At 71.5% G+C, this 17,604-nt stretch carries 16 protein-coding genes; 11 read left to right on the top strand and 5 right to left on the bottom strand.

Going from position 1 to position 17,604, the window contains the following annotated elements:
- Positions 1–62: 62 nt before the first annotated feature.
- Positions 63–1,424, top strand: a complete 1,362-nt coding sequence (locus ACWD35_RS15185) for an aminotransferase class V-fold PLP-dependent enzyme (RefSeq protein WP_451351666.1) — start codon at positions 63–65, stop codon at positions 1,422–1,424.
- A 35-nt stretch (positions 1,425–1,459) separates the two neighbouring features.
- Here ACWD35_RS15185 and ACWD35_RS15180 read toward each other — a convergent pair whose 3' ends face one another.
- Complete coding sequence (locus tag ACWD35_RS15180) at positions 1,460–1,741, bottom strand: Lrp/AsnC family transcriptional regulator (RefSeq protein ID WP_451351665.1); 282 nt, start codon at positions 1,739–1,741, stop codon at positions 1,460–1,462.
- Complete coding sequence (locus ACWD35_RS15175; RefSeq protein WP_451351664.1) at positions 1,738–2,481, bottom strand: rhomboid family intramembrane serine protease; 744 nt, start codon at positions 2,479–2,481, stop codon at positions 1,738–1,740. Before ACWD35_RS15175 ends, ACWD35_RS15180 begins: the two co-directional genes overlap by 4 nt.
- Positions 2,482–2,646: 165 nt before the next feature.
- Between ACWD35_RS15175 and ACWD35_RS15170 the strand changes: the two genes are divergently transcribed.
- The 5 genes from ACWD35_RS15170 (at position 2,647) to ACWD35_RS15150 (ending at position 8,003) form a co-directional block, all read left to right on the top strand.
- Positions 2,647–2,886, top strand: a complete 240-nt coding sequence (locus ACWD35_RS15170) for a hypothetical protein (RefSeq protein ID WP_451351663.1) — start codon at positions 2,647–2,649, stop codon at positions 2,884–2,886.
- A 38-nt stretch (positions 2,887–2,924) separates the two neighbouring features.
- Positions 2,925–4,268 carry an NYN domain-containing protein gene (locus ACWD35_RS15165; RefSeq protein WP_451351662.1) on the top strand — a complete coding sequence of 448 codons (1,344 nt, stop codon included), beginning with the start codon at positions 2,925–2,927 and terminating at the stop codon, positions 4,266–4,268.
- A gap of 212 nt (positions 4,269–4,480) precedes the next feature.
- Complete coding sequence (locus ACWD35_RS15160; RefSeq protein WP_451351661.1) at positions 4,481–5,518, top strand: NlpC/P60 family protein; 1,038 nt, start codon at positions 4,481–4,483, stop codon at positions 5,516–5,518.
- Positions 5,519–5,751: 233 nt separating this feature from the next.
- Positions 5,752–6,771, top strand: a complete 1,020-nt coding sequence (locus ACWD35_RS15155) for an NlpC/P60 family protein (RefSeq protein WP_451351660.1) — start codon at positions 5,752–5,754, stop codon at positions 6,769–6,771.
- A gap of 29 nt (positions 6,772–6,800) precedes the next feature.
- Positions 6,801–8,003 (top strand): hypothetical protein, encoded by a 1,203-nt coding sequence (locus ACWD35_RS15150; RefSeq protein WP_451351659.1) that lies wholly within the window; start codon positions 6,801–6,803, stop codon positions 8,001–8,003.
- Here the strand turns inward: ACWD35_RS15150 and ACWD35_RS15145 are convergent.
- Complete coding sequence (locus ACWD35_RS15145; RefSeq protein ID WP_451351658.1) at positions 7,984–8,517, bottom strand: PadR family transcriptional regulator; 534 nt, start codon at positions 8,515–8,517, stop codon at positions 7,984–7,986. The two genes, ACWD35_RS15150 and ACWD35_RS15145, sit on opposite strands and share 20 nt — an antisense overlap.
- Before the next feature lie 89 nt (positions 8,518–8,606).
- On the opposite strand from ACWD35_RS15145, the gene ACWD35_RS15140 reads away from it, so the two are divergent.
- The gene (locus ACWD35_RS15140; RefSeq protein WP_451351657.1) at positions 8,607–9,929 is read left to right on the top strand and encodes an MATE family efflux transporter; all 1,323 of its coding nucleotides are present in this window, start codon (positions 8,607–8,609) and stop codon (positions 9,927–9,929) included.
- On the opposite strand, the gene ACWD35_RS15135 is transcribed toward ACWD35_RS15140, so the two are convergent.
- Positions 9,890–11,125 carry a glycosyltransferase 87 family protein gene (locus ACWD35_RS15135; protein WP_451351656.1) on the bottom strand — a complete coding sequence of 412 codons (1,236 nt, stop codon included), beginning with the start codon at positions 11,123–11,125 and terminating at the stop codon, positions 9,890–9,892. The two genes, ACWD35_RS15140 and ACWD35_RS15135, sit on opposite strands and share 40 nt — an antisense overlap.
- Positions 11,126–11,298: 173 nt before the next feature.
- Here ACWD35_RS15135 and ACWD35_RS15130 point away from each other — a divergent pair, with 173 nt between their 5' ends.
- Both ACWD35_RS15130 and ACWD35_RS15125 read left to right on the top strand, forming a co-directional pair.
- Positions 11,299–12,441 (top strand): glycosyltransferase family 4 protein, encoded by a 1,143-nt coding sequence (locus ACWD35_RS15130; RefSeq protein WP_451351655.1) that lies wholly within the window; start codon positions 11,299–11,301, stop codon positions 12,439–12,441.
- A 32-nt stretch (positions 12,442–12,473) separates the two neighbouring features.
- Entirely contained in the window at positions 12,474–14,111 is a 1,638-nt protein-coding gene (locus ACWD35_RS15125; protein WP_451351654.1) for a GMC oxidoreductase, read from the top strand.
- A gap of 28 nt (positions 14,112–14,139) precedes the next feature.
- Here ACWD35_RS15125 and ACWD35_RS15120 read toward each other — a convergent pair whose 3' ends face one another.
- A complete protein-coding gene (locus tag ACWD35_RS15120; protein ID WP_451351653.1) occupies positions 14,140–15,936 on the bottom strand; it encodes an AMP-dependent synthetase/ligase in 1,797 nt (598 codons plus the stop codon).
- A 308-nt stretch (positions 15,937–16,244) separates the two neighbouring features.
- Between ACWD35_RS15120 and ACWD35_RS15115 the strand changes: the two genes are divergently transcribed.
- Together ACWD35_RS15115 and ACWD35_RS15110 are read left to right on the top strand one after the other, a co-directional pair.
- A complete protein-coding gene (locus tag ACWD35_RS15115) occupies positions 16,245–17,042 on the top strand; it encodes a metallophosphoesterase family protein (protein WP_451351652.1) in 798 nt (265 codons plus the stop codon).
- 97 nt (positions 17,043–17,139) lie between these two features.
- Complete coding sequence (locus tag ACWD35_RS15110) at positions 17,140–17,583, top strand: SRPBCC family protein (RefSeq protein WP_451351651.1); 444 nt, start codon at positions 17,140–17,142, stop codon at positions 17,581–17,583.
- Positions 17,584–17,604: the final 21 nt, after the last annotated feature.

The following is a 17,604-nucleotide window of genomic DNA, read 5'->3' as shown; positions in this document are numbered from 1 at the left end:
TTCTTCTCTTTCCGGCCCGTCTCTCACGGGCTCTTCTCGCCTGCCTCTCACGGGAGTTCGCCATGTCCGTCTCCACCGCTGCCGCCGACCAGTCCGTTTGTACCCCTCTGCCTGTTCTGGGCCGGGATGTCACCGTCCCGCTCGTCACGGGCGGCGAAGTCGCCTACGCCGCGCTCGACTACGCGGCCAGCGCCCCCGCCCTCCAGCGCGTCTGGGACGACGTGGCGGCCTACGCGCCCTACTACGGCAGCGTCCACCGCGGCGCCGGCTACCTCTCCCAGCTCTCCACGGACCTGTTCGAGAACGCCCGCAAGACCGTCGCCGAGTTCCTCGACTGCCGCGAGACCGACCAGGTGATCTTCACCCGTTCGACCACGGACTCCCTCAACCTCCTGGCCCGTACGCTCCCCGCCGACTGCCAGGTCTTCGTCTTCGAGACCGAGCACCACGCCTCCCTGCTGCCCTGGCAGGACGCCCAGGTCACCTACCTCGACGCCCCGCGCACCCCGCAGCAGGCCGTCGAGACCCTGGAGCGGGCCCTGGCCGACCGTGACCCCTACGGCCCGGCCCTGGTATGCGTCACCGGTGCCTCCAACGTCACCGGCGAGCTGTGGCCGGTGCGCGAGCTGGCCGCCGCCGCCCACGCCCAGGGCGCCCGGATCGTCCTGGACGCCGCCCAGCTGGCCCCCCACCACCCGCTGAGCGTCCGTGACCTGGACGTCGACTGGGTCGCCTTCTCCGGCCACAAGCTGTACGCCCCCTTCGGCTCCGGCGTCCTGGCCGGCCGCGCCGACTGGCTCCGGGCTGCCGAGCCGTACCTCGCGGGCGGCGGCGCCAGCCGCAAGGTCACCCGGCGCCAGGACGGCGGTGTGGACGTGGAGTGGCACGAGAGCGCCGCCCGGCACGAGGCGGGCTCCCCGAACGTCATCGGCGCCTACTCCGTCGCGTCGGCCTGCAAGGCGCTCACCGAGGCCGGCTGGGACACCCTGGTCGCCCGTGAGCAGGACCTGATCGCCCGGGTCCGCGCGGGCCTCGCCGAGGTCCCGCAGGTGAGGGTGCTGTCCCTCTTCGGCGACGACGCCCCGCGCGTGGGCGTGCTCTCCTTCGTCGTCGACGGCTGGAACAGCTCCCACTTCGCCGCCGCGCTCTCCGCCGAGTACGGCATCGGCGTCCGCGACGGCCTCTTCTGCGCCCACCCGCTCGTCCACACCCTGCTGGGCAGCGACCCGCAGACCCAGGGCGAGTGCGGCGCTCCGGAAGCCGCACCCGGCGAGAAGTCCCTCAACGCCATCCGCGTCAGCTTCGGCGCGGGCACCCCCGACGAACACGTCGAGCGCTTCGTCACCGCGGTGAAGGAACTGATCACCGAGGGCGCGAAGTGGACGTACAGGACGGAGGAAGGCCGCTGCGTACCGGCGGTCTGAGTTTCCGAGTGCCTGGTGAGGCGGTGTTCAGACGGTCAGGACTCCAGTCCGATCGAGAACGCCGCCTCAAGGTCATGCTGCGAATACGTCCGGAACGCAACGTGCGTGTCCGTGGCCTCGACCCCCGGAATCTTGCTGATCCGCCCGGGAATCACCTCGGCCAGATCCTCGTGCTCCCGCACCCGCACCATGGCGATGAGATCGTACGTACCGGTGACGGAGAACACCTCGCTCACCGAATCCAGCGAAGCGACCTGCTCCGCGATCTCCGGAATCCGGTCCACGCTGGTCTTGATCAGAACGATCGCGGTGATCACGGCTGTTTCTCTCCCTCGGTGACCGGAGCTGGGGTGGCTTTCACTCTAGTCCCACGTCCGTACCGCACCCACGCATAGACGAACCCCAGGCCGAAGCCGACCAGGTGCGCCAGGTACGCCACCCCCGGCCCCTGCGTGGAGTGCCCCGCCGCCGCCCACTGCAGCGCCGCCCAGAACGGCAGCACGATCCATGCGGGGAACCGCATCGGCAGGAAGAACAGGAAAGGGAGCAGACTGGTGACGCGGGCGCGCGGGAACAGGTACAGGAACGCTCCGAGGACCGCCGAGATCGCTCCGGAGGCGCCGACCAGCGACTGTTCTGAGGTGGCGTTGGCGGCGGCGTACCCGAGCAGCGCCAGGTAGCCGCAGCCGACGTAGAACAGGGTGAACTCGACGCGGCCCATGCGCTCCTCGGTCAGTGCGCCGAAGACGAAGAGGAACAGCATGTTGCCGAGCAGATGCACCCAGCTGCCGTGCACGAACAGTGCCGTGGCCGGGGTGAGGGCCTCCCGGGCGGGCCCCTCGAACAGGTCGGCGGGGACCACGCCCCAGTGCCGGAAGTACGCCCGTTGCGCGGCGAACAGCGCGTCCCCGGTGCCGTACGCCCCGGTGAGCCCGGAGGCCGGTCCCAGTATGAAGATCAGGCCGCACAGGGCGATGAGGCCGTACGTCATGGGTGCCGAGGCGCCCCGGACGGCCCTGAGGGTCCGACCGGCCGCCGTGCTCCGGTTGCTGATCATGAACACAGAGCATGACGTAACGGGACGCAAGCTGACAGACTGCCTCGCCGCCGCGATCGGACGGGCGACGAGTACCCGCCAGGCCGTAGGGTTACGAGCCACACGCGTCGGGCACCGGCGCGGAGCGAGACGAGCACCAGCACGAGAAGGAAGCGAACAGGCACGATGACGGTTCCCCTGCCGACCGCCACGACGCGATGGCGCTGCGTCCTCTGCGGCAACCTCACCCGGTTCGACGTGACCCGCTCGTCGAAGGTCGTCGAGTACGTACACCTCGATCTGGCCGGTGAGCCGACGGTGGAGGAGCGCGAGGTGGTCAGTGAGACCATCGAGTCGGTGCGCTGCCGCTGGTGCAACGCGGTGGATCAGGTGGAACTCGTGGATCGGCCGGGTGCCGACTCCTGAGAGGGAGGCGGCCCCGTACAGGTATTGGGGTGTGACGGATGGTGGAGACCGCAGGCGGGGGGCCGGGCGACGGCACCGCTGAGGTGCTTGACCGTCCGCTGCCCGACGGTGTGCGCCGCCGGGTCGTGCAGATCGTCTCGGACGGCTTCGGCGGTCTGACGGTGACGGAACTGCCCGCCCAGCTCAGGCAGTACGCCCGTTTCGCCCCGAACCGGCGGGCCAAGTTCGCCGGGAACGCGATGGCGACGGCGCTGGAGACCGACCCGCTGTTCCGGCAGCGGATCGGCGAGAAGTTCAGAGAGGCGCAGCCGGAGCTCACCGGCGCCCTCGACTCCGGCTCCCCGCCCCCGGCCGCGGACCCGCTCGACGTGGCGGCTGCGGCCTATGTGCTGCGCCCCACGGGCTGGGTGAAGCTCGTGACCGCGGCCGGCGAGGAGGCCCAGCGGGCGGACGCCGAGCGGGCCGACGAGGAGAGCCGGGCCGAGCTGGAGCGGCTGCGCGAGGAACTGGCGCACGCCCGCGAACAGACCCGGACGGAGACCGAACGGCTGCGCGCCGAGCTGGAGTCGGTGAAGAAGGAAGCCGAATCGCTTCACCGCAAGCTGCGCGCCGCGCTCAGCGACGTCAAGCGCGGGGAGGCCGCGCTGCGCAAGCTGCAGGGCGAGACCGAGGCCGCACGGGCCGAGGGGCAGGCGCAGGTCTCGGCCGCCGAGAGCGAGGCCCGGCGGCTCAAGGGCCGCCTCGGCGAGGCGGAGGCCGCTCTGGAGGCGACCCGCAAGGCGGCCCGCGAGGGCCGCAGCGTGGAGGACATGCGGGTGCGGCTGCTGCTGGACACCCTGCTGGACGCCACCCAGGGCCTGCGCCGGGAGCTGGCCCTGCCGCCGGTCTCCGTGCGCCCGGCCGAGACGGTCGACGCGGTCGAGCCGGGGCGGATGACCCCGAAGGACATCGCGACGCGGGCCCTGTCCGAGAACGACCCCGCGATCCTCGACCAGTTGCTCGCACTGCCTCAGGCGCATCTGGTGGTCGACGGCTACAACGTCACCAAGACCGGCTATCCGCAGATGCCGCTGGAGAAGCAGCGGCTCAGGCTCCTCGGCCAGCTCTCGGCGCTCGCCGCGCAGACCGGCGCCGAGGTGACCTGCGTCTTCGACGGCGCCGAACTGGCCGCGCCGGTGCTGCTCGCGCCGCCGCGCGGAGTGCGCGTGCTGTTCTCCAAGCCGGGGGTCACCGCGGACGAGCTGATCCGGCAGCTGGTGCGCGCAGAGCCGCCCGGCCGTCCGGTCATCGTCGCCTCCACCGACCGCGAGGTGGCCGACGGCGTCGCGCGCGCCGGTGCCCGGCCCGTCGCCTCTGCGGTACTTCTGAAGCGACTGTCCTGAAGGTCCAATGGGCATGCGTAATGCCCGAATTGACCGACCTCTTACGCAACGTAGGGTCAATCGAGCATCACTGAACGTGTGTTGAGTGCAAAGAATGCATTGCGTCACGTGGTTTTTTGCGGCGGGGATTTGATCTGATCACGAGAGGGTCACTAGGGTCGGGCCTCGAACCTCCGAACGGGTGATCACTCACAAGAAGGAGTTCGTCCTCCGTGGCGTCCCACCGTCGACCCAAGCAGCCGAGCCGTACGCGCGTCACCGTGCTGACCACCGCAGCCGCCGCTGCCGTCGTTCTCAGCGCGAACGCCGCCAATGCCGCGCCGAGCGAGAAGCTCAGCAAGGACGAGGTGAAGGCGAAGGTCGACAAGCTCTACGAGCAGGCGGAGCAGGCCACCGAGAAGTACGACGGGGCCAAGGAGAAGCAGCAGAAGCTGCAGAAGGAAATCTCCACGATCCAGGACAACGTCGCCCGCGGTCAGCAAGACCTCAACAAGCTGCGCGACGGCCTGGGTTCGCTGGCCACCGCCCAGTACCGCTCCGGCGGCATCGACCCGTCGGTCCAGCTCTTCCTGTCCTCCAACCCGGACGACTACCTCGACAAGGCCTCCACGCTCGACCAGTTGAGCAGCCAGCAGGTCGAGGCTCTGAAGAAGATTCAGGACAAACAGCGCGAACTCGCCCAGGAGCGGGCCGAGGCCACCGAGAAGCTCAAGGACCTCGCGGCCACCCGCACCGAGCTGGGCAAGAAGAAGACGGAAGTCCAGGCCAAGCTCGCCGAGGCGCAGAAGCTGCTCAACTCCCTGACCGCCAAGGAGAAGGCGCAGCTCGCCGCCGAGCAGGAGCGCGCCAACCGCTCCTCCACCCAGCGGGTGAACCTCGGCGACGCCCCGCCCTCCTCCGGCCGCGCCGCCGCCGCGTTCGCCGCCGCCCAGAGCCAGATAGGCAAGCCGTACGTCTACGGCGCCACGGGTCCCAACGCCTTCGACTGCTCGGGTCTGACCTCCTGGGCCTACGCCCAGGCCGGTGTCTCCCTCCCGCGCACCTCCCAGGCCCAGGCCAACGCGGGCACGAGGATCTACAACCAGTCCGACCTCAAGGTCGGCGACCTGATCATCTTCTTCGGCGACTACCACCACGTCGGCCTGTACGCGGGCAACGGCCAGGTGCTGCACGCCCCGCACACCGGCGCCGTGGTGCGCTACGAGGCGATGAGCGACATGACGTTCGAGTTCGGCGTCCGCATCCAGTAAAACGCTGACAGGGGGCGCCCGAACGGGCGAATCCCGACAACCAAAACTGACTCCACGCCCCGCCCATGACCTGCGTCATAGGCGGGGCGTCACGTTTGCGCGGCCACCGAGGTCTTTGGCCGAGGCCCTTCCGCACGGCTACTGTCTGCCGCGTTTCCCCGGCGCCGGGGCCTCCCCGTCCCCAGGCGCCGGGGGAGCGGTACCTGTTGTCAGCGGAAGGACGTTGGCTTCCCGTGGGCTCTCATCGCCGCCTTGCACCATCCGGGCTCGACCGGGGCGCCGCCGCCCTGTGCGTGCTGACCGCAGCCGCCGGCGCGCTCGGCGCCGTACCGGCGGGCGCCGCGCCGCACGCGGACACCCGGGCCGAGGTGGACCGCCTCTACGAGCAGGCCGAGCAGGCGACCGAGGCCTACGACAAGGCCGCCGAGCGGGCCGGCACGCTGCGCCGCGAGGTGGGCTACGACCAGGACCACATCGCCCGCCAGCAGCAGCGCATCAACACCATGCGGGACCAGCTCGGTTCGCTGGCCGGCGCCCAGTACCGCGCCGGCGGCATCGACCCGGCCGTCGCCCTGCTGCTCAGCGGCGACCCCGCCGACTACCTCGACAAGGCGACCACCCTCGACCGCATCGGCGCCCACCAGGCCGGGCAGCTCCGGGAGTTGCAGTCCGCGATGCGCGAACTCGGCCAGGAGCGCGCCGAGGCCGCCCGGAAACTCGCCGAGCTGGAGCGCAGCCGCAAGGCCGTCGCCGCGCACAAGCGGACCGTGGAGCAGAAGCTCGCCAGGGCCCGGCAGCTGCTCGACGCGATGTCCGCCGCCGACCGCGCCGCCTGGGACCGCGCCTCCCGCGGCAGCCGCGACGGCCTGCCCGACCTCGGCGGCGCCGTCACCCCCGTCACCCCCGACGCCCGCGCCGCCGCCGCGCTGGCCGCCGCCCGCTCCGCCCTCGGCCGCCCCTACGTGTGGGGCGCCAACGGCCCCTCCGGCTTCGACTGCTCGGGCCTGATGCAGTGGGCGTACGCGCACGCCGGCATCCACCTGCCGCGCACCTCGCAGGAGCAGCGCTACGCCGGCCACCGGATCCCGCTCTCCCAGGCACGCCCCGGCGACCTGGTCGTCTACCGCTCCGACGCCAGCCACGTGGCGATGTACATCGGCAACGGCCAGGTCATCCACGCGCCCTACCCGGGGGCTCCGGTGCGCTACGACCCGGTCGGGATGATGCCCGTCTCCTCGGTCACCCGTCCCTGAGCCGGGCCCGCGCGCCGTACGATCGGGAAATGGCTGTTCGCAGACGGGCCCGGCGGGCGTGGCGTACCGCGGCGGCGGGGCTCTGTCTGCTGCTCGTGCCGCCCCTGGCCGGCTGCGCCGGGCAGGGGGCGGACGGTTCGGCGCAGGCCCAGGTGCAGCGGGTGCTGGACCGCCGGTCGGCCGCGCTGCTGGACCACGACGAGACGGCGTACGCCGCGACCGGCATCCGGACCGAGTACACCCGGCTGCGCGCGCTCCCGCTGACCTCCTGGACCTACCGCGTCACCGGGCTGCGCGGCACCGGCTCCGGCGCCACCGCCGAGGCCGAGCTGCGCTATCGCGTCGCGGGCTACGACCAGGCCCCGGTCAGCGCCCGCCGCACCCTCACCCTGAGCCGCACCGCCGACGGGAAGTGGTACGTCACCGCCGACCGGCCCGCGCGCAAGGCCGGGCAGCAGCTGTGGGACCAGGGCACGGTGACCGCCGTCCGGGGCGCGCACAGCCTGGTCCTCGGTACCGGGCAGCGCGTCGGTGACCTGCGCACCTTCGCGCGGCTCGCCGACCGCGCGGTGCCGGCCGTGTCCCGGCGGTGGGGCACCGGCTGGACCCGGCGGGTCGTCCTCCTCGTGCCCCGCTCGCTGGAGGGCATGGCGGGCCTGCTCGGCGCGCCCGCCGCCAACTACCGGGGGATCGCTGCGGTCACCACCGGCGAGGGGGGCGGCTCCGGCCGGGCCCCCGCGGACCGGGTGATCGTCAACCCGGACGCGTACGGCGGTCTCGGCTCCCTCGGCAAACAGGTCGTCATCACCCACGAGACGACCCATGTGGCCACCCGGGCGCAGACCACCGCCGCCACCCCGCTGTGGCTCTCCGAGGGGTACGCCGACTGGATCGGCTACCTGGACACCTCCCGCTCGCCCACCGAGATCGCGCCGGAACTCGCCCACGCGGTCGAGGACGGCCACCTGCCGTCGGCCCTCCCCGGCGACGAGGACTTCGGCTTCAGCGGCGACCCGACCCGGCTGGCCGAGGCCTACGAGGGCGGCTGGCTGGCCTGTCAGATGATCGCCGACCAGTGGGGCCCGCCCCGGCTCGGCGCCTTCTACCGGGCCGTCGGCGCCCACAAGGAGCGGGCGGGCGCGGTCGCCGGGGCGCTGAAGAAGGAGCTCGGCCTCACGCCGGAGGCGTTCACCGCGCGCTGGCGGCAGTACGTCACGGCTCAGCTCGGCTGAGCGTGCCGATGGCCTCGCGCAGCCAGGCCCGCTCGGCCTCCCCGGTGGCGCGGGCCACCCGCAGCATGCCCTGGCGGAACAGGTCCCCGGCCTCCTCCGCACGCACCGGCGCACCGTCCCGGTAGAAGAAGCTCGCCGGGGTCTCCAGGAACTTCAGCCGCCGGCGCAGCACCGCGGCCTGTTCCGCGCGTTCGGGCAGGTGGTGCAGAAAGGCGAGCAAGGTGTTGAAGCGGACGTGGTCGGTGATCTCGGCCGGCTTGGGGTTGCGCAGCCGCTCCAGCAGCTCCGTGCGGCCCTTCTCGGTCAGGGACAGCACCCGGCGCGGGGCGGCACTCGCGCCCTCCTCGGTGTGCTGCTCCAGCTTGCCGGCGGCGACCAGCCGGTTGATGGCCGGATAGAGGGCACCGTCGCTGACCGGGCGGACATGACCGCTCAGCGCCTTGATGCGCTCCTTCAGCTCGTACCCGTGCAGCGGCTCCTCGGCAAGAAAGCCGAGGATCGACAGCTCCAGCACGCGGACTCCTCCTTGCAGCGGACGTGACGACCATGCTACCTCTTATCGAGCTACCTCTAAACGATGTAGCTCGATAAGAGGGGGTCTCGATGAACACTCACCGCAGGCAGCTCGTCTCGCTCGCCCGCCCCGTCTACTTCTCGCTCCTCGCTTCGGTCGCCTCCGGGATCATCAACACCGTCTGGGTCTCCCGGCTCGGCGGTCCAGCCGTCGCCGCCGTGGCCGTCGCGACCAACACCGAGAACGTGCTGCTCGGCGTCGCCCTGGTCTTCGCCTCCGGTACGACCGTGCTGGTCGCGCACGCCAGGGGAGCCCGCGATCCCGGGGCCGTACGGGCCGCCGTGCGCGGGGGCTGGGCCCTGTTCGGGCTGGTCACCCCGGCGGTCGTGGCCGCCGGCCTGCTGCTGCGCGAGCCGCTGGCCGGGCTGGTGCTCGGGAGCGACGACCCGGCGGCCCTGCGCCTCGCCACCGCCTACTTCGCGATCTCCCTGCCCGGCATGGCCGTCTTCTTCGCCCAGCAGCTCGTCGACGGCATCCTCAAGGGCACCGGCGACACCCGGACCCCGATGCGGCTCGCGCTGCTGGCCAACGGGCTGATCCTGGTCTGCGATCCCCTCCTGATCCACCTCTACGGCGTCCGGGGCGCCGCCGCCTCCACCGTGCTGTGCCGCGGTGCGGCCCTCGCGGTCGGGCTGCGGGTGCTGCGCCGGAACGCCTCGCTGCGCCGGGCCGCCGGCGCGCGGCCGGCCGAGGCCGTCGGCGCGGCCCTGCGGCGGACCCTGCGCACCGGGCTGCCCATGTCCGCCGACTTCACCGTGCGCCAGGGCGGGGCCCTGGTGCTGGTGGCGATCGTGGCGCGGCTGGGGGTGGCCGCAGTGGCCGCCTACGCGATCGCCTACAAGGTCATGTACGTCGCCACCATGGCCTTCTACTCGGTACGGCAGGCCGCCGCGATCCACACCGCGCACACCCGGGGCGCCGGTGCGGACGCGCGCCGGGACATCGGACGGCAGGCGGTGCTCGTCTCCGGGACGCTGGGTCTCGTGGCGGCGGCCCTGTTCGCCGCCTGCGCCCCCTGGATCATGGCCGCCTTCGGAGCCGGGCCCGCCGTCGCCCACCAGGGCGTGCTGTTCCTGCGCTGCATCGGCCCCTACCTGCTGCTGATGGCGTGCTTCATCGCGCTCGGCGGCGTCTTCGAGGGCAGCGGGTCGGCCCCCGCACTGCTGCGGGTCACCCTGCTCGGCACCGCCGTCCAGCTCCCGCTGGCCTACGCCCTGTCCGGTCTCGGCCTGCCCGGCATCTGCCTGGCGCCGGCCCTCGCCATGGCCGTGCAGAGCGGGGCCGTGGCCGTACTGCTGCGGCGCGGGCGGCGTCAGGAGGAGGCCGAGGTCTCTCTCGTACGGGTCGCCTGAGGCGGGAACGGGGCGGCCGGGAGGGGCGGGACGGTGGAGCGCCACAGGGAGCGCGCCGCCGTGAGGGCGGCGATGAGCAACAGGCCGTTGCGGACGAGGAGCAGGGTGATGCCGTACCCGTCGCTCACCACCACGTGCGAGAAGCCGATCGGGAACTCCAGGAGCGTCACGAAGGACGCCACGACCACCATGAGCGCGGGCGCGGTCATGCGGCTCGGCCGGAAACAGAGGCACACCGCGGCCAGGCCGACCAGCCACACCAGGTACTGCGGGCTGATCACCCGGCTGGTGACCGTGAACAGCAGCACCGCCGTGAACGCCGCGTCCGCGAGGGACTGCGTGGTGAACCGGGTCGCGCGCAGCCGCCACAGCAGCAGCCAGCCGAAGGAGGCCCCGGTCAGCGCCAGCGCGACGGAGCTGACCAGCTCGACGTGCGGGCCGAGGAACTCGACCGACCCGTAGTTGAGCAGCACCTGTCCGTCCCAGCCGAAGTGCCGGGCCACGTGGAAGACCAGGGCGCCCAGCGACTCCACCTCGGTACCCCGGTCCCGCTGGAAGCCGAGGAAGGCGAACGCGCCCGGCATGGACACCGAGAACAGGGCCGCGAGCCCGGTGGCGGTGACCAGCGCCGACGCCCGCACCCGGCGCCCCGCGGCACCCACCAGCAGCAGCGCCGGCCACACCTTCAGCAGCGCCCCGAGCCCGGCCAGCGCGCCCAGCACCCGCGGCCGGCGGAGGCCCGCGAGCAGCGCCGCCACGGCGAGCGCGGTCACCATCACGTCGTAGCGGGCGTAGACCGTCGGGCCGAGCAGCGGCAGGCCCGCGACCCAGATCCAGACGCCGCGCATGGAGCGGTCGGGGTGGATGCCCGCGCACCCGAGCAGGCACAGGACGGCCGTGTCGGCGAGGAAGGCCAGGGCGAAGAAGGCGTGCGGGTAGGAGAGGAACGGCAGGGCGGCGGGGGAGACGATCGCGAGGGCGGCCGCGGGCGGGTACTGCCAGGTCACGTCGTCCAGCGGAAACGTTCCCTGGCGCAGTACCTCGTACCAGCCCTGGTAGATCACCGACACGTCCAGGGTGACGTCCGCGCCCGGGAAGACGAACACCCGGAAGACGAACAGCAGCAGCACCACGCGGGTGACGCCCCAGGTCGCCAGCAGCCATGGCAGGGACCGACCGGTGCCCCTCGACTCCACGTGATCCCCTGACGTTCGATTCGCGCTTCGATTCCCGCGTCGAGGGAACATGATGGCGTGCCCGCCTGTGCGCGTGCCACAGACCCGGCGGTGCGTGGCGCGGACTCGGCGGGGCGTGGCGCGGGCTCGGCGGCCGGGTGCGGCGGAACGGCGATTGGGTAGGGTCGGCAGCAATGCACAAGACCCTGATCGTCACCAACGACTTCCCGCCCCGGCCGGGCGGCATCCAGGCCTTCCTGCACAACATGGCCCTCCGGCTGGACCCGGGGCGGCTCGTCGTGTACGCCTCCACCTGGAAGCGGAGCCGGGAGGGTGTCGAGGCCACCGCCGCCTTCGACGCCGAGCAGCCGTTCACCGTCGTACGCGACCGTACGACCATGCTGCTGCCCACCCCGCAGGCCACCCGGCGGGCGGTCGGGCTGCTGCGCGAGCACGGCTGCACCTCGGTGTGGTTCGGGGCCGCCGCGCCGCTCGGGCTGATGGCGCCCACACTGCGGGCGGCCGGGGCGAAGCGGCTGGTGGCGACCACCCACGGGCACGAGGCCGGCTGGGCCCAGCTGCCCGCCGCGCGCCAACTGCTGCGCCGGATCGGGGAGTCGACGGACGCGATCACCTATCTGGGCGAGTACACCCGCTCCCGCATCGCCACCGCGCTCACCCCGCACGCGGCGGGCCGGATGGTGCAGCTGCCGCCCGGGGTCGACGAGAAGACCTTCCACCCCGCCTCCGGCGGCGAGGAGGTGCGCGCGCGGCTCGGCCTCACCGACCGGCCCGTCGTGGTGTGCGTCTCCCGGCTGGTCCCGCGCAAGGGCCAGGACACCCTGATCAAGGCCATGCCCCGCATCCTCGCCGACGAGCCGGACGCGGTCCTGCTGATCGTCGGCGGCGGCCCGTACGAGCGGGACCTGCGCCGGCTGGCCCGCGAGAGCGGCGTCGAGGCCTCGGTCCGCTTCACCGGCGCCGTGCCCTGGTCCGAGCTGCCCGCGCACTACGGCGCCGGGGACGTCTTCGCCATGCCCTGCCGCACCCGCCGCGGCGGCCTCGACGTCGAGGGCCTCGGCATCGTGTACCTGGAAGCCTCCGCCACCGGCCTCCCGGTCGTCGCGGGCGACTCCGGCGGCGCGCCGGACGCGGTCCTGGACGGCGAGACCGGCTGGGTCGTACGCGGCGACTCCGTGGACGACACCGCCGAGCGCATCGTCGTCCTGCTCCAGGATGCGGAACTACGGCGCCGGATGGGGGAGCGGGGACGCCAGTGGGTGGAGGAGAAGTGGCGCTGGGACCTCTTGGCGGAGAAGTTGAAGGAACTCCTCTAGCCAGAAGGAGATAATCCGCCGATGCTGCGCGCATGACAGCAAAACTGACGCAGCATCAGCTGACCAGACGTCACATCCTGGGCATGATCGCCCTCCAGGCCGCCGCCACGGCCGGCCTCACCCGTATCGGTCTCCAGTCCGCCCACGCCGTCGAACCGGCCGCCGTCGACAACTCCCCGGCCATCGTGGTCGGTTCGGGCTACGGTGGCGCGGTCGCCGCACTCCGGCTCGGCCAGGCCGGCATCCGCACCCTCGTCCTGGAGATGGGGCGGCTGTGGAACACCGCCGGCACCGACGGCAAGGTGTTCTGCTCCACCAGCGCCCCCGACCAGCGCTCCATGTGGTTCCGCACCCGCACCGAGGCCCCCCTCGCCACCTTCCTGTGGCTGGACGTCGTCAACAAGGCCATCAACCCCTACCCCGGCACCCTGGACCGCGTGCACTACGACAACATGTCCGTGTACGTCGGCCGCGGCGTAGGCGGCGGCTCCCTCGTCAACGGCGGCATGGCGGTCACCCCGCTCAAGTCCTACTTCGCCGAGCAGTTCCCGACCGTCGACGCCGACGACATGTACGTCAACCACTTCCCGCGCGCCCGCGCCATGCTCGGCGTCAACACCGTCGACCCGGCCTGGTTCGAGTCGACCGAGTGGTACAGGTTCACCCGCACCTCCCGCAAGGCCGCCGCCAACGCCGGCCTGAAGACCACCTTCGTGCCCAACGTCTACGACTTCGACTACATGCAGCGCGAGGCCGCCGGCACGGCCACGAAGTCCGCGCTCGCCGGCGAGGTCATCTACGGCAACAACTACGGCAAGCGCAGCCTCGACAAGACCTACCTCGCCGCCGCCCTCGGCACCGGCAACGTCACCCTCCACACCCTGGAGAAGGTCAGGGCGATCACGCGGGCCGGCGACGGGTCGTACGTCCTGACCGCCGACCGCATCGACAACACCGGCACCGTCGTCGAGACCAAGCAGTACAGCTGCACGTACCTGTTCCTCGGCGGCGGCAGCCTCGGCACCACCGAACTCCTCGTCCGCGCCCGGGACACCGGCACCCTGCCGGACCTGGACCCGAGCGTGGGCGCCGGCTGGGGCACCAACGGCAACACCATGCTCGGCCGCGCCAACCACATATGGGACACCGTCGGCGCGAACCAGGCCACCATGCCGGTGATGGGCATCGACGACTGGGCCAACGCCGACAACCCGGTCTTCGCCGAGATCGCCCCGCTGCCCATGGGGTTCGAGCACTGGATCAGCCTCTATCTGGCGATCACCAAGAACCCGGAGCGGGCCTCGTTCACGTACGACTCCGCGTCCGGCAGGGTGAAGCTCGGCTGGACGCCCGCCCAGAGCGCGGTGTCGGTGGGCATGGCCAAGAAGTTGTTCGACCGCATCAACCTGGCCAACGCGACGATCTACCGGTACGACCTCTTCGGTTCGACCAGCAAGATCTTCGCCGACGACTTCACCTACCACCCGCTGGGCGGCTGCGTGCTGGGCCGGGCGACCGACGACTACGGCCGCGTGAAGGGGTATTCGAGGCTGTACGTCACCGACGGCTCGCTCGTGCCCGGCTCGATCGGCGTGAACCCCTTCGTCACCATCACCGCGCTCGCCGAACGCACCATGGCGCGGGTCCTCGTCGAGGACACCGCGCCATGACACACCGTCAACAGGCGTACTACCCGTACTACTTCGCGTAGATCGCCTCGATCTGGTCCGCGTAGTCCTTCGCCACCACGTTCCGCTTGAGCTTCAGCGACGGGGTGAGGTGGCCCGAATCCTCCGTGAACTGGGAGGACAGAATGCGGAACTTCCGCACCGATTCCGCTTTTGACACCGCGGCGTTGCCGTCGTCGACGGCCGTCTGGATCGCAGCGATGAGATCCGGGTCCTCGCGCAGCGACGCCGCGGTGGAGCCCGCCGGCTTGCCGTGCTCGGCGGCCCAACGGCCCAGGAACTCCTCGTCGATGGTGACCAGCGCGCCCACGAACGGCCGCCCGTCACCGACCACCATGCACTCCGCGACCAGGGCGTGCGCCCGGATCCGGTCCTCGATCACCGCCGGGGCCACGTTCTTGCCGCCCGCGGTGACGATGATCTCCTTCTTCCGGCCGGTGATCCTGAGGTAGCCGTCCTCGTCCAGGGTGCCGATGTCACCGGTGTGGAACCAGCCGTCGGCCAGCGCCTCCGCCGTCGCGCCCGGGTTGTTCCAGTACTCCTTGAACAGGTGCTCGCCATGCAGCAGCACCTCGCCGTCGTCCGCTATCCGCACCACCGAGCCGGGCAGCGGCTGACCGACCGTGCCGATCTTCTGCCGGTCCCAGGGGTTGAACGCGGTCGCCGCGCAGGACTCGGTCAGGCCGTAGCCCTCCAGCACCGTGAAGCCGATGCCCCGGAAGAAGTGGCCGAGCCGCTCGCCCAGCGGGGCGCCGCCGGAGATGGCGTACTCGCCCCGGCCGCCGAGGACCGCGCGCAACTTGCTGTAGACCAGCTTGTCGAAGACCTTGTGCTTGACCTTCAGGCCGAACGACGGACCGGAGGCGCTGTCCAGCGCCTTGCTGTAGGCGATCGCGGTGTCCGCCGCCTTGTCGAAGATCGCGCCCTTGCCGTCCGCCTGCGCCTTGGCGCGCGCCGAGTTGTAGACCTTCTCGAAGACGCGCGGGACGCCGAGGACCAGCGTCGGCCGGAAGGCGGCCAGCTCGTCGGTGAGGTGCTTGATGTCCGGGACGCAGCCCAGCTTGATCGGCGCCATCATCGGGGCGATCTGCACGAGCCGGCCGAAGACGTGCGCGAGCGGCAGGAAGAGCAGCACCGAGCACTCGCCGGTACGGAACAGGGGGCGCAGCCGCTCCACGATGTTGCCGCACTCCGCGAAGAAGCTGCGGTGGGTCAGCACACAGCCCTTGGGGCGTCCGGTCGTACCGCTCGTGTAGACGATGGTCGCCGGGTCGTCGGCCTTCGCGATCGAGCTGCGCTCCTCGACGGTCTCGTCCGAGACGTCCTGCCCGAGCCGCCCCAGCTCCTCCACACCGCCGGCCTCGATCTGCCAGACGTGCTTGAGGGCGGGCAGCGTGTCGCGCACCGACTCCACGGCCGCCGCGTGGTTGTCCAGCTCCACGATGCAGGCCGTGGCGCCCGAGTCGGACAGGATCCACTGCACCTGCTCCGGCGAGCTGGTCTCGTACACGGGCACGGTGACCGCGCCCGCGCTCCAGATCGCGAAGTCCAGCAGCGTCCACTCGTAGCGGGTGCGGGACATCAGGCCGACCCGGTCGCCCGGCTGTACGCCGGCCGCGATCAGGCCCTTGGCGGCGGTGTGCACCTCGGCCAGGAACTCGCGCGCCGTCACGTCCTGCCAGGCGCCGCCCGCCTTACGCGCGATGACGGCGACGTCGGGATGCTGCGCGGCGTTTCTGCGGACGATGTCGGTCAGATTGCCGTCCGCAGGGACCTCGTACAAAGCCGGAAGGCTGAACTCGCGCAAGACTGCTGCTCCTCATAGGGCGCCGGCGCCACGACACTGTGTGATGCGACGGTGCGGTCCAAGGCTCGGGCGGTGCTCCGGTCGGCACATGCGGTATTCACATGTTGAAAACCAGAGCACGACTGGACGGCCCGGACGTTACCGGTCGGTATGGCTTCCCCGACAGGGGGTCCCGGCGAGATGTTCGCTGCGTCACACGGGTTGGCGTTCCTTCGCGCACAGTAGTCCACCCCTTTCCCAACCGGCGAGTAGCCGCAGGCCGGGCTGCCACTGTTCACGCACATCGCACACGCCTACGCTTGATCGCCATGGCATCCACACGCTCAGGGAACCGAAGGACACGCGTCCACGTGGTCAGCGACGTGCACGGCAACGCCCGTGACCTGGCCCGCGCAGGCGAGGGTGCCGACGCCCTGATCTGCCTCGGCGACCTCGTGCTCTTCCTCGACTACGCCGACCACTCGCGCGGCATCTTCCCCGACCTGTTCGGCAAGGAGAACGCCGACCGTATCGTCGAACTGCGCACCGCGCGCCGCTTCGAGGAGGCCCGCGACTTCGGCGCCCGGCTGTGGGGCGGCCTCGGCTCGGACCGGGCCGTCGCCATCGAGAAGGCCGTGCGCAAGCAGTACACCGAGATGTTCGCGGCATTCCCGACCCCGACGTACGCCACCTACGGAAATGTCGACATGCCGCCTTTGTGGAGCGAGTACGCCGGGCCGGGCACCACGGTGCTGGACGGCGAGCGGGTGGAGATCGGCGGCTGGACCTTCGGCTTCGTCGGCGGCGGACTGCGCACCCCGATGCGGACGCCGTACGAGATCGACGACGAGGAGTACGCGGCGAAGATCGAGGCGGTCGGCGAGGTCGACGTGCTGTGCACGCACATCCCGCCGGAGGTCCCCGAGCTGGTCTACGACACGGTCGCGCGCCGCTTCGAGCGCGGGAGCCGCGCCCTGCTGGCCGCGATCCGGCGCACCCGCCCCCGCTACTCCCTCTTCGGCCACGTCCACCAGCCGCTCGCCCGGCGGATGCGGATCGGCGCGACCGAGTGCGTGAACGTGGGGCACTTCGCCGGGACGGGCCGGCCCTGGGCGCTGGAATGGTGAGGGAGCAACGACGCGGACGCGGTGAAGGCGGCAGGTCGGGCGCGCGGTAGCCTTCACGCTGCACACTCTTAGGTCCGCATCTGGAGGAGCCACGGCGATGGCGGAACACACCAGTTCGAGCATCACGATCGAGGCGGCTCCGGCCGAGGTCATGGCGGTCATCGCCGACTTCGCCCGCTACCCGGACTGGACCGGCGAGGTGAAGGAGGCGGAGGTCCTCGCCACCGACGGCCGGGGCCGCGCCGAGCAGGTGCGTCTCGTCATGGACGCCGGTGCCATCAAGGACGACCAGACCCTCGCCTACACCTGGACCGGCGAGCACGCCGTCTCCTGGACCCTGGTGAAGTCCCAGATGCTGCGCTCCCTGGACGGCTCCTACCTCCTCAAGCCGGCCGGCTCCCAGGCCACCGAGGTCACCTACCAGCTCACCGTCGACGTCAAGATCCCCATGCTCGGCATGATCAAGCGCAAGGCGGAGAAGGTCATCATCGACCGGGCGCTGGCGGGCCTGAAGAAGAGGGTGGAGTCGGGCGAGAAGTAGCGGGAAGCGCAGCGCCGGTCG

Source organism: Streptomyces sp. NPDC002671 (assembly GCF_053592475.1).
Note: the sequence above shows the minus strand (reverse complement) of the source record. Positions and strands in the feature narration are given on the sequence as shown.